This window comes from Peptoniphilus catoniae (assembly GCF_901447155.2).
GTDB lineage: Bacteria > Bacillota > Clostridia > Tissierellales > Peptoniphilaceae > Peptoniphilus_E > Peptoniphilus_E catoniae.
In genome coordinates, this window is record NZ_LR588413.1 from 267027 (window position 1) to 278719 (window position 11693).

General features: G+C 33.0%; 12 protein-coding genes. All 12 read right to left on the reverse strand.

Translation table 11 applies throughout. The features are described 5' to 3' along the window. Positions 1–155 precede the first annotated feature (155 nt). The 12 genes from PEPCATONIAE_RS01495 to PEPCATONIAE_RS01550 all read right to left on the reverse strand — a co-directional run bounded on the left by PEPCATONIAE_RS01495 (position 156) and on the right by PEPCATONIAE_RS01550 (position 11662). Positions 156–422: a hypothetical protein gene (locus PEPCATONIAE_RS01495; protein WP_138159177.1), complete on the reverse strand. Its 267-nt coding sequence runs from the start codon at positions 420–422 to the stop codon at positions 156–158. Position 423: 1 nt separating this feature from the next. Beyond that, on the reverse strand, positions 424–2331 hold the full coding sequence (gene thrS / locus PEPCATONIAE_RS01500) for a threonine--tRNA ligase (protein ID WP_138159179.1): 1908 nt from the start codon (positions 2329–2331) through the stop codon (positions 424–426). Between the two features lie 242 nt (positions 2332–2573). Next, entirely contained in the window at positions 2574–3260 is a 687-nt protein-coding gene (locus PEPCATONIAE_RS01505) for a DUF6873 family GME fold protein (RefSeq protein ID WP_138159181.1), read from the reverse strand. Further along, a complete protein-coding gene (locus tag PEPCATONIAE_RS01510) occupies positions 3244–4026 on the reverse strand; it encodes a TrmH family RNA methyltransferase (protein ID WP_138159183.1) in 783 nt (260 codons plus the stop codon). The genes PEPCATONIAE_RS01505 and PEPCATONIAE_RS01510 overlap by 17 nt, the downstream gene beginning before the upstream one ends. Continuing rightward, positions 4016–5725, reverse strand: a complete 1710-nt coding sequence (rho, locus tag PEPCATONIAE_RS01515) for a transcription termination factor Rho (protein ID WP_138159185.1) — start codon at positions 5723–5725, stop codon at positions 4016–4018. The genes PEPCATONIAE_RS01510 and rho overlap by 11 nt, the downstream gene beginning before the upstream one ends. Then, complete coding sequence (gene glpX, locus PEPCATONIAE_RS01520; protein WP_138159416.1) at positions 5715–6683, reverse strand: class II fructose-bisphosphatase; 969 nt, start codon at positions 6681–6683, stop codon at positions 5715–5717. The genes rho and glpX overlap by 11 nt, the downstream gene beginning before the upstream one ends. Before the next feature lie 9 nt (positions 6684–6692). Next, positions 6693–7349, reverse strand: coding sequence for a fructose-6-phosphate aldolase (gene fsa, locus PEPCATONIAE_RS01525; RefSeq protein WP_138159187.1), 657 nt, complete (start codon positions 7347–7349; stop codon positions 6693–6695). After that, entirely contained in the window at positions 7349–7828 is a 480-nt protein-coding gene (gene ispF, locus PEPCATONIAE_RS01530) for a 2-C-methyl-D-erythritol 2,4-cyclodiphosphate synthase (protein ID WP_138159189.1), read from the reverse strand. The genes fsa and ispF overlap by 1 nt, the downstream gene beginning before the upstream one ends. Beyond that, entirely contained in the window at positions 7829–8524 is a 696-nt protein-coding gene (gene ispD, locus PEPCATONIAE_RS01535) for a 2-C-methyl-D-erythritol 4-phosphate cytidylyltransferase (protein ID WP_138159191.1), read from the reverse strand. Between the two features lie 6 nt (positions 8525–8530). Then, positions 8531–9970 carry a peptidoglycan D,D-transpeptidase FtsI family protein gene (locus tag PEPCATONIAE_RS01540; RefSeq protein WP_138159193.1) on the reverse strand — a complete coding sequence of 480 codons (1440 nt, stop codon included), beginning with the start codon at positions 9968–9970 and terminating at the stop codon, positions 8531–8533. A gap of 8 nt (positions 9971–9978) precedes the next feature. Then, positions 9979–11223, reverse strand: coding sequence for an FtsW/RodA/SpoVE family cell cycle protein (locus tag PEPCATONIAE_RS01545; RefSeq protein ID WP_138159195.1), 1245 nt, complete (start codon positions 11221–11223; stop codon positions 9979–9981). 1 nt (position 11224) lies between these two features. Continuing rightward, positions 11225–11662, reverse strand: a complete 438-nt coding sequence (locus tag PEPCATONIAE_RS01550) for an FHA domain-containing protein (RefSeq protein ID WP_138159197.1) — start codon at positions 11660–11662, stop codon at positions 11225–11227. Positions 11663–11693: the final 31 nt, after the last annotated feature.

The following is an 11693-nucleotide window of genomic DNA, read 5'->3' on the forward strand; positions in this document are numbered from 1 at the left end:
TCATATTAACAAGTCAACAGATAATTAATGTAAACTATTATACATTTACTTATAAAAAGTAAATACAATTGGATTTTTAAGGTTATAATAATTTATTTAATAGCTACTGAATATAAAAAAACCGAAGACTTTTAAATTGTCCTCGGCTTCTTATATTATTTCTTTCTAAAAGCTTTTATAGTTAAATAAATTACTGCCGGTATATAGAATAGTCCTGTTAGTAGGAGTTTAAAGGCAACTGACCTATTCCCTTCTAAATAATATCCAATCACTGCCCATATTAAAAGGCCGGCAACAATTATACTTACCACTACAAAAATTAATCTTAAAGCTTTAGAAATAATTATTAAATTTTTATTTGATGATTTGCTTATTAAATCATAAATTACCAATATAAATACAATTGCCAATACCTCAATCATATTAATCGCTTATGGTCCTATTGTTTATTTCTTCTTTTAAATCATTAATAAATGTGTTTACATCCACGTCTTGAACTTCTTCTCCGTTTCTCTTTCTAACTGAAAGTTTTCCGGATTCAATTTCTTTTTCACCTACTACCAGCATATAGTTAATCTTCTTAAGTTGGGCTTGTCTAATTTTGTATCCTACCTTTTCAGCTCTGTCATCTAAATGAACTCTTATGCCTTCCTTGTGAAGCTTTTCTTCTAATTTTTCTGAATATTCAATGTATTTTTCTGATACCGGGATAATTTCAACTTGAACAGGTGATAGCCATAGTGGAAACTTACCTGCAAAGTGTTCTATTAATATACCCATAAATCTTTCAACTGAACCAAGTAAAGCTCTGTGAAGCATAGCAGGTCTTGCCTTTTCTCCCTCTTCATTTACATAAGAAAGGTCAAAGTTTTCAGGCATTTGGAAATCAAGTTGTATAGTTCCACATTGCCATGTTCTGCCTATGGCATCTTCCAAATGGAAGTCTATTTTAGGTCCGTAAAAGGCTCCATCTCCTTCATTAATAGTATAAGGAAGGTCCTTTTTCTTTAAAGCATCTTCAAGGGATTTTTCTGCAAAGTTCCAAGTCTCCAAATCTCCCATATAATCATCAGGTCTTGTAGAAAGCTCTATAGTGTACTTAAATCCGAAGGTAGAATACAAATAGTCAGCTAAGTCTATCATTTTAAATACTTCCTCTTCAATTTGTGAAGGCAAGCAATAAACGTGTGCATCATCCTGAGTAAAGGTTCTTACTCTGAATAGTCCATGTAAAGCTCCTGAAAGCTCGTGTCTATGAACTTGACCGAATTCTGAAAGTCTTATAGGCAACTCCTTATATGAGTGTTTGTTTGAAGAATATACAAGAGTTGAGCCCGGACAATTCATAGGTTTTACTGCATAATCTTCATCATCTATTTTAGTAAAGTACATATTTTCCTTATAGTGATCCCAGTGTCCTGATCTATGCCATAAAGACTCATTTAATATAATAGGAGTCATAATTTCTCCATAGCCGTTTTCTTCAAGGACCCCTCTCCACCAGTTAAGTAGAGTATTTCTTACTATCATTCCTCTTGGATGAAAGAAAGGAAATCCGGGACCTTCTTCATGCATTGAAAATAGGTCAAGCTCCTTGCCAAGTTTCCTATGGTCTCTTTTCTCAGCTTCTTCAAGTCTTGTTAAATACTCATCAAGATCTTTTTTCTTAGGGAAGCTTATAGCATAAATCCTTTGAAGCATCTTGTTCTTTTCATCGCCTCTCCAATAAGCTCCTGCTATTGAAAGAAGTTCTACAGCTTTAATTGGCTTTATGTTCTCAAGATGAGGACCTTTGCATAAGTCGTAAAAATCGCCTATTTTATAAATTGATATTTCTTTATCTTCCAATTCATTTATAAGTTCAAGTTTGTAATCCTGGCCCTTTGACTTAAAAAATTCAATTGCCTCTTCTCTAGGCATATAAATATGCTCTACCTTGTAGCCCTCTTTAATTATATTTTTCATTTCTTCTTTGATTCTATCAAAGTCTTCTTGTGTAAGGGTATGTTCAAGATCCAAGTCATAATAGAATCCATTGTCTATAGCAGGTCCTATTGCAAATTTAGTTTGAGGATAAAGCTTTTGAATAGCATAGGCCATTACATGGGAACTTGTATGCCAAAATATTTTTTTCCCTTCCTTATCTTCAAATTTCAATACTTTAAATTCACTGTCTTCTTTGACTTCATCATACATACCTTTAGCTTCTCCATTTACTAAGGCTCCTAAAGCTACTCTTGCAAGTCCTTCAGATATATCTTCTGTAATTTGTCTTACAGTTTTAGGTTCATTATAATTTTTTTCTGATCCGTCAGGTAATTTTATAATCATTTTTTCCCTCCAAATAAAAAAGGCCTATCGCCAAAGGACGATAGACCGCGGTTCCACCTTAATTTTACTCTTATCTTTATCGCAGACCTACGCTTCGCATTACCGAAGTTCTCAAGGTTAGTCTTCAAATAGATCAATTAAAGGTTCTCTCAGCTCTAAACCTATCTCTGTATAATCTAACTATTCTACTCTTCCTATCCGAAATATTAATGCATTTATACTACCACAAGAATTTGAATTTTTCAACTTATATTTAATATACTTCCATAATCAACAAGTTTATTTTTGCTTAAAATTTTAAATTCTTCTCTATTTTCATTTAAAAAAGAATTAATTTCTTTCCCGCAAGGGTGGATAAGAAAATCACCGGTAAAGTAAAGTACATCATCTATAAGACCGCTTGCGCCTCCTATAAATCCATAATTAAAGCCTTTAAGATCTATGTTCTTGTGTTTAATCAATAGTACATTAAACTCCTCTTTAAGCTTTTCATATATATCTTTATCTGATGTAATAAGAGAATTTTTTCCAACTACTATATTACACTTTGTATAGCCTTGCTTAACATCTATAAACTTATAGTTTCTTTTTTTACAGTAGTCTATTACCTGCCTGTCGGTAAAGCTTAAATTATGAATAAGGTAACCCTTATAAAGGACAAAATTAAGTGCCACATCATAAGGATAAGATCTCTTTAGGGATTTCTCCGATGGTATAATGTTATAATTTTCTAAAAGTTTTTTATAGTAGCTAAGATTATCTCTATCAACTATTATATCTTTTCCCTCTAGGGGTCTTATAAGAATATCAGGATGAGTGTTTATTCCAGGCATAAGCGCTTTATTTTCTTCTGTAAAAATAATTTCCTTATTAAGTTTTTTTAACTCTTTTAAAATTTCTTTATCTATATTCTTATCTAAAATTATCATGATTCATTTCATATAAAAGTATAGAGCCTGCAACGTTTACGTTTAGGGAGTCAAGCTCCATAGACATAGGTATATATATTTTTTCATCACTTAAGTCTTCTATGTATTGAGACACACCTCTAGCTTCATTGCCTAATACTAAAACCATATTCTCAGAAAATTTATAGTTATAAGAAATATCCGCATCTTTTACTGATGTTGTAACTATAGTAAATCCATTTTTTTTCAAATCCTCAAGTTCTTTTACATCTAAAGACGTGTAGATATTGATTTTAAATATAGATGCCATTGTTGTTCTTATAAGTTTTGGATTATAAAGTTCAACGGAATTTTTAGACAAAATAACCCCGTCTATATTAAATGCCAAAGCTGATCTTATTAATCCTCCTACATTCCCCGGGTCTTGCAATTCATCAAGATAAAGATATCTTCCCTTTTTAATCTCTGACAAGCTCTTTTTATCCAAATGCTTATAATAAGCTACTATCCCCTGGGAGCTTTCTGTTTCTGCAAGAGAATTGAAAAGATTTTCTTTAAACACAAATATATTTTTGCAAACCTTTGAAATTTTTTCCATCAAACCTTCTTCATTAAAGCTTTCGGAAATTGCAATATAGGTGGGATTAACATAAGCTAAGGACTCTTTTATAACCTTAGTACCTTCAGCAAAAAACAAGGATTCTTTATCTCTATATTTTTTAATCTTTAAAGACTTTAAAAATTTAAAAATTTTATTGTCTTTACTTTCAATTAATTTATAATTCATATTTATCAAACTTATTAATCATAGCCTTTACAAATTCATTGTTACTTTTGTACCTGCTAATATTCTCAAGAAGCATTTCAGTAACCTCTGCAGTGGATTCTTGATTCATGGCTCTTCTTATTAACCATGCAAAATTAAGCTCTTCTTTGCTTAGTAGAAGCTCTTCCTTCCTTGTACCGCTTTTGTAAATATCTATTGCAGGAAATATTCTTCTTTCTGAAAGCTTTCTGTCAAGATGAACCTCCATGTTGCCTGTGCCTTTAAACTCTTCAAAAATTATATCATCCATTCTTGAGCCTGTCTCAACAAGAGCTGTAGCAAGTATAGTTAAAGACCCTCCGTCTTCAATATTTCTAGCTGCTCCGAAAAATCTCTTGGGCTTGTGTAGTGACAAGGGGTCAAGACCTCCTGAGAGAGTTTTTCCACTTGGAGGAGTAACAAGATTGTAAGCTCTGGCAAGTCTTGTTAGAGAGTCAAGAAGTATTACTACATCCTGCCCGCTTTCCACAAGTCTCTTTGCCCTTTCAATAGCATTTTCAGCAACTCTTGTATGATTTTTAGGCTGCTCGTCAAAGGTTGAATAAATCACTTCTCCCTTAACAGATCTTTGCATATCTGTAACCTCTTCAGGCCTTTCATCTATTAATAAAACTATTAACTTTACTTCCGGATAATTTAAAGAAATGGATTTTGCTATTTTTTTAAGAAGTGTTGTCTTTCCACTTTTAGGTTGTGAAACTATAAGGCCTCTTTGGCCCTTGCCTATTGGAGATATTAAATCTATAAGTCTTGTAGCAACATCATCAGCTGAAGATTCAAGTGCCAGCTTCTGCTTTGGATAAACAGGAATCATTTTGTCAAAATTTGGTCTTTTAGTTGACTTGTCCGGGCTAAGACCGTTAACTGATTTTATATAAATAAGAGCATTATAGCTTTCATTGGCTTTTGACGGTCTGATTATTCCTACTACTTCGTCTCCGTTTCTAAGTTTAAACCTTCTTATTTGAGATGGTGAAACGTATATATCCCCTTCTCCAGGAAGATAATTATGAATTCTTAAAAATCCATAACCATCCTGGTGCAGGTCTAAAATTCCTCCAACATAGTTTATATCTTCCATATCCTCTATAATTTCAGTTGCATTGTCTGAAAGCTCTTCTGTGTTTATTTCTTCTTTAATATCTATGCTTTCTTCTTTTTCAGTAAAGTCATCAAAATCTAAATCACTTTCCTGAGCTTCGAGGATTTTATTAATAAGATCATTTTTCTTGTATTTATACGCTTTTTCAATTCCAATACTATCTGCTATTTCTTTCAGTTTAGTAATGGTCATTTCCTTTAGTTTGTTTTCTAAATTTTCATCTTCAGTAATATCTTGTTTATCTTCTTTTAAAATAAGGTCTATAAGTTCTGTCTTTTTGTATTTATATGCCTGTTCTATTGACAAGTTTGCTGCTATTTTTCTTATATCTTTTAGGCTTAAATGCCTTAATTCATCTTCTGTATAGTTGTCTATTTTAGGCTCTTTCCCTTCTACGATATAGGTGTAATAATCTCCCCTTGTAAGTGAATCATGGTCTGTTAAACCCATAGAAACAGCTATTTCTTTTAATTCATCCTTGCTTTTCCCGGCAAGTATATCAGTATTAGCCTTATTATCACTATCTCTCAAGATGTCCTCCTTATTCTTATTTAGCATAGTCCGGTTTTTGCAACAATTTGTGAGTTGACTTAATTCTTCTTATAGTTCCGCTTGGAAGTCTAAGTACCAGAGATTCTGTTGTAGCTATATCTCCTTCATAGTACTTAACTCCATCAAGTATTTCTCCTGTTGTAACTCCTGTAGCAGAGAAAATTACTTCATTGCCCTTTACTAAATCGTCTATATAGTAAATTTTTTTAATATCTGAGTGAAGAGCCTTACATCTTTCCCTTTGAGCTTCATCTGTAGGGTGAAGTCTTCCTTGAAAATCTCCACCTAAGCATTTTAAAGCGGCGGCAGCTATTACACCCTCAGGTGCTCCTCCTATGCCTATAATCATATCTACACCTGATTCTTCAAAGCAAGCTTCAATAGCTGTTAATATATCTCCGTCAGATACTTTTTTAATCCTTGCTCCAAGATCTCTTATTTCCTTAATTATATTATCATGTCTTGGCCTATCAAGTACGGCAACTGTAACTTCGCTCACATTTTTTCCAAGTGCTTCAGCTACTCTTTTTACATTATCACTTACGCTGTCATCAAGATTTATACAGCCTTTAGCCCTGGGGCCGCAAGCTATTTTTTCCATATAAACATCAGGTGCATTTAGCATAGTTCCTCTTGGAGATACTGCAAGTACCGCTATTGCATTTGATTTACCTTCTGCAATTGAGGTTGTGCCATCAATTGGGTCAACAGATATATCAACTTTATCATAGCCTTTAGAGTCGCTTCCTATGTGTTCTCCTATATATAGCATAGGTGCTTCGTCAATTTCTCCTTCACCAATTACAACTACACCGTCAATTTCAATAGCATCAAACATCCTTCTCATTGCATCAACTGCGGCCTTATCCGCTCCATTTTTATCTCCCTTGCCTTGAAATTTTCCAGCTGATAAAGCTGCTGCTTCAGTTACTCTTGCAAGGTTTAGTGCCAAATTTCTATTCATGTTCATTATCTAAAACCCTCCCTTTGATTTTACTGTTTTAAAGTCATTTAAAAATTTTTCTATTCCTATGTTTGTTAAAGGATGCATAGCCATCTGTTTAAAAACTTTATAAGGTATTGTCGCTATATCGCAACCGCAAAGTAAAGATTGTCGAACATGTTCTGTATGTCTAACACTTGCGGCAATAATTTCAGTTTCAATTTTGTAGCTCTTAAATATTTCAGATAAATCCCTTATAAGCTCAATTCCATTTTGTCCTATATCATCAAGCCTTCCTATAAAGGGGCTTACATAATTTGCCCCGGCTTTTGCAGCAAGTATAGCCTGATTTACAGAAAAAATTAAAGTAACATTTGTCTTTATATTCTTTTGAGAAAGAATTTTAACAGCCTTAAGTCCCTCTATGGTCATAGGAATTTTCACAACTATGTTATCTGAAATTTCAACAAGCTTTTGAGCCTGTTTAACCATATTGGGGCAATCTTCAGCTGTTACTTCTGAAGATATAGGGCCGTCTACAATTTTCGAAATTTCCTTAATTACATCCTCAAAAACTTTATTTTCTTTTGCAATTAAACTTGGGTTTGTTGTTACTCCATCAAGTATCCCCCAGGAATTAATTTCTTTTATTTCTTCAATGTTAGCCGTATCAATAAAAAACTTCATTAATTGTCCTTTCTTTCTAAAATTACAACAGCATGAGCACTTATTCCTTCCTCCCTACCTTCAAAGCCTAATTTTTCAGTTGTTGTAGCTTTAACAGAAACATTATCTACGGAAGTGTTTAAAATTTCAGCAAGCTTTTCTCTCATGATATCTATATAATCTTTAAGCTTAGGTTCCTGTGCAACTACTATAGTATCAAGGTTAGAGATTCTATATCCCTTGTTAGACATTATTTCGTATACTTTTTTTAAAAGTATCTTGGAATCTATATCCTTGTATGTATTATCGGTATCAGGAAATAGCTTCCCTATATCACCTAGAGCTAAGGCTCCAAGAATAGCATCCATTATTGCATGGATTAAAACATCTGCATCAGAGTGCCCTAGAAGACCCATACTATGATTTATTTCAATGCCTCCTATGAAAAGCTTCCTTCCCTTAACCAGCTTGTGCACGTCATATCCAATACCTATTCTCATTTAATCATCCTCTACTAAAGCTTTCGCCAAAATTAAATCTTCCGGTGTTGTAATTTTTATATTTTTATAATCATTTAATATTAGTTTAACTTTCCTTCCGGTTTTTTCCACTAAAGAACAATCATCTGTTCCATAATAATTCTCCTCAAAGGCCTGTTTATAAGCTTTTAAAATAACATCTTTTAAAAATACCTGGGGAGTCTGTACAGCCCAAAGCTCTTCTCTTTTAGGTGTATATTCAACAGTATTTGAGTTGTATGAAACTTTTATTGTATCCTTAACAGGATTTGCCAAGGTACAAGCCCCGGTTTCAAAAACCGATTCAATGGCCTTGTCGATTTTTTCCACAGATACAAAAGGTCTTGCTCCGTCATGGGTTAAGACTACTTGGGTATCCTTGGGCAAATTCATCAATCCGTTATATATTGAATCTTGTCTCTCCTTGCCTCCATAAACTATTTTAAAGGGAAGAGATATTCCGTATTTGCTTATTATGTCTCCAACATAATGTATGTCACTTTGTTTAATTATAATCAGTATATAATCTATATATTTGGATTCTTCTATTTTTTTTATAGTATGAGATAAAATCGGTGCGCCGTCAATTTCTAAAAATTGTTTATTAACAAGCCTTTTCATTCTTTTCCCCATGCCTGCGGCAGCAATTATTGCACATACATACTTGTTATTAATCATTTCAATCTACCTACTTAGCTCTTCAAGAGAAAATTGCATAATCTCTTTTGCCATGGGAGCGGCTATTTCTCCGCCTAAATACTGAACATTTTCTATAACTACAGCTACTGCTATTTGAGGATCATCTGCAGGAGCAAAACCTACAAACCATGCGTTATTAATTACTTTTTCAGTTGATCTTTCAGCAGTTCCTGTCTTTCCTGCCACTTGAACTGACCTAAGCCTTGCTGATTTTCCTGTACCTCTGTTTACAGAGTCAATCATCATATCCTTTATCTCTGATGCAACTTCCGGTGATACTGATTGTACAAGTTCAGTTGGCTCTTTAGTTAAAATATCTGAACCGTCACTTGATACAACCTTAGATACTAAATATGGTTGCATCATTTTCCCATTATTGGCAATTGCAGATACTACCATACACATATGAAGAGGTGTTACGCTTACATCCGCCTGTCCTATTGATGCAGATGCCAGAGCTTGATTGTCCCAGGATTCATAGTTATATGTCGATTTATTTAATTTGGAATTAGAAGTATTTAAATCAAAGTCTATGGACTTATTATAGTAAAAATCTTCAGCGGTTTTTCCCATTTGTTCCTTGCCTATGGCAATGGACTTATTAGCAAAGTAAGTATTTACAGAATAAGTAAAGGCATCCTTTAAATCAATATTTCCATATTCTTTACCCCCTGCATTCTTAATGGGATATCCTCCTGCCGTTTCTTCTCCGGTATCCTTATAGCTCCTGTTTACACCGCTTTCAATTATAGCTGCGGCAGAAACTATTTTTTGAATTGAGCCTGGAGCAAATCCTCCTTGCATAGCAGAATTATAAAAAGAGCCTTCATTTCTCTCAACTATTGCGGCATAATCCCTTTCTATAGTTTCAAGGTTAAAGTCCGGATAAGATACCATGGAAAGAACCTCTCCCGTTTTAGGATTCATAACAACTATGGCTCCTTTTTCTCCTGTTTCACTTAAAAGCTCCCTTGCCTTTTCCTGAATAGAGGTGTTGGTAGTTAAGTAAAGACTGTCTCCAGCATCCTTATCATAATTTTTATCTAAAAATGCCCTTATACTTTTTAAAACATCTGATTGAGTCGCTCCTAAAAGATATTTGTTATAAGAAGCTTCTATACCACTATTGCCTATTACCTTACTTGAGTAGCCTACTAAATGTGAATAACTCTCAGGATAATTATAGTGTCTTGTATATTTATATTCTTCTCCTTCAGAATAGGCGATAAGCTCTCCTTTTCTGTCGTAGATATTACCTCTTTTAATCTTTGCTCTTTTTAAGGCCTCTCTTCTATTAGCCGGATGATTTATAACTTCAGCTGATTTGAAAACCGTAAAATAGCTTAGATAAATAATTAAAGACATAAAAAGAGCTATTAAAAAAACAAGGAGAATTAAAATTTTTCTATTTTCTTTAATATTCATCTTTTACCTCACTCATACTTGTAGGACATATCTTCACTTGTTACCTGTAATATTCCAAGAGCTATAAAGCTTGAAATCATTGATGAGCCTCCGTAAGAAATAAATGGAAGAGTAATACCTGTCATAGGTATAAATTTAGTAACTCCTCCAATATTTAAAAAGGCCTGTACCGTAAAAAGTATTCCAACCGCTATAGCAAGTATCCTATAAAATTTATATTCTTGACCCATAGCTATTTTTATTGCCCTATATGTTAAAAGCATAAAAAGCATTATTATTCCTATGCCGACAAAAATTCCCATTTCTTCACAAATTATTGAAAAAATCAAATCTGAATACCCTACAGGAACAAGATTTGGATATCCAAGGCCAAGACCTGTACCGAAAAATCCACCTTCTCCTATGGCAAAAAGAGATTGAACAATTTGCGAGCCTATGTTATAAACCCTGTCCTGTTTCCATGGATCAAGCCAAATGTCAACTCTCACCCTTACATGAGAAAAAAGCTTATAGCCAAGAAAAGCTCCTACAAGAATTAATCCTAAATTTATTAAAATTCCCTTGTAATTGTCATCATAAATAAATTGTATACCGGTAAAAATCGCCAAAAATATAGCCGCTGTACCTAAATCTTTTTGCTTAAATAACAGAGCAACTAAAAAGTAAATAGCCAATAATAAATTATAGTCCTTATACTTTTTATTAATGCTGGATGTGTACTGAAAAGATGAATAGTAAGATGCTACTAAAAAGATGACTAATATTTTAGTAATTTCTGAAGGCTGCATTGAAAAGTTTCCAATTACTATCCAGTTCTTAGCACCCATGTCCTTATCTGTTCCAAAAATTGCAGTAGCAAGAAATAAAAATACTGACCCTAAAAAATAAAGAACAGTATATTTTTCAAGTCTTCTAAAAGCTCTCATGGCAAAGTAGGTTATATAAAAAAGAGAAATTCCCAATAAAGACCAAACCAATTGCAAAATACCAAGATTGGGATTAATCCTGTAAATAACTATTATGCCTATTGTAAGAAGCATAGAAACTATTAAAAATATGTAATTATCACCTGAGGAAACTCTTCCGAGTATAAAATTAGATATGTATATAATTAAGATGAGCCCTAAAAAAAGTATGGCTATATATTTGTCTACATGAGTATTGTTAAAAAAGAAGAGTAATAAAATCGCTAACAATTCAAATAACAAAAGCAAGTCCCTGGGACGTCTTTTCTTTAATAAAAAATCTAACATTTTACCCCCTGTTGTCCACGAAAATAAATTGGATAAAACCTACTCCAATTTTATCTCCATCTCTTAACTCAACAATATCATCTATAGGCTCTCCATTTAAAAAAGTTCCATTTGCAGAATTAAGATCTTCAATAAAGTAAAGCCCATTATCCTCTGTAATCCTTATGTGAACTTTGCTAACAAACTTATCTTTTATAGGTATATCACATCTGGAGGATCTGCCAATAGTAGTTTTGGCTCCCAAAATATATGACTCCTGCATTTTAAAATTTAAGGAATCAAGTCTGTTAACTACCTTTAAATAGGCTGCATCAAGAGATGAACCTTTTTTGTCCATTGTCTTTATATCTAAATACATAAGTCTTATTATTCTGAAAATAAATAAATATATTATTAATATAAATACATATTTTAAAACTCTGGATATTAATTCAAACACAATTACACCTCTTAATTTTTATCAGTTTTAT

Excerpts from the sequence above, each read along its gene's own strand:
- PEPCATONIAE_RS01495 (WP_138159177.1), bottom strand. The coding sequence starts at position 422 with ATGATTGAGGTATTGGCAATTGTATTTATATTGGTAATTTATGATTTA.
- thrS (WP_138159179.1), bottom strand. The coding sequence starts at position 2,331 with ATGATTATAAAATTACCTGACGGATCAGAAAAAAATTATAATGAACCT.
- PEPCATONIAE_RS01505 (WP_138159181.1), bottom strand. The coding sequence starts at position 3,260 with ATGATAATTTTAGATAAGAATATAGATAAAGAAATTTTAAAAGAGTTA.
- PEPCATONIAE_RS01510 (WP_138159183.1), bottom strand. The coding sequence starts at position 4,026 with ATGAATTATAAATTAATTGAAAGTAAAGACAATAAAATTTTTAAATTT.
- rho (WP_138159185.1), bottom strand. The coding sequence starts at position 5,725 with ATGCTAAATAAGAATAAGGAGGACATCTTGAGAGATAGTGATAATAAG.
- glpX (WP_138159416.1), bottom strand. The coding sequence starts at position 6,683 with ATGAATAGAAATTTGGCACTAAACCTTGCAAGAGTAACTGAAGCAGCA.
- fsa (WP_138159187.1), bottom strand. The coding sequence starts at position 7,349 with ATGAAGTTTTTTATTGATACGGCTAACATTGAAGAAATAAAAGAAATT.
- ispF (WP_138159189.1), bottom strand. The coding sequence starts at position 7,828 with ATGAGAATAGGTATTGGATATGACGTGCACAAGCTGGTTAAGGGAAGG.
- ispD (WP_138159191.1), bottom strand. The coding sequence starts at position 8,524 with ATGATTAATAACAAGTATGTATGTGCAATAATTGCTGCCGCAGGCATG.
- PEPCATONIAE_RS01540 (WP_138159193.1), bottom strand. The coding sequence starts at position 9,970 with ATGAATATTAAAGAAAATAGAAAAATTTTAATTCTCCTTGTTTTTTTA.
- PEPCATONIAE_RS01545 (WP_138159195.1), bottom strand. The coding sequence starts at position 11,223 with ATGTTAGATTTTTTATTAAAGAAAAGACGTCCCAGGGACTTGCTTTTG.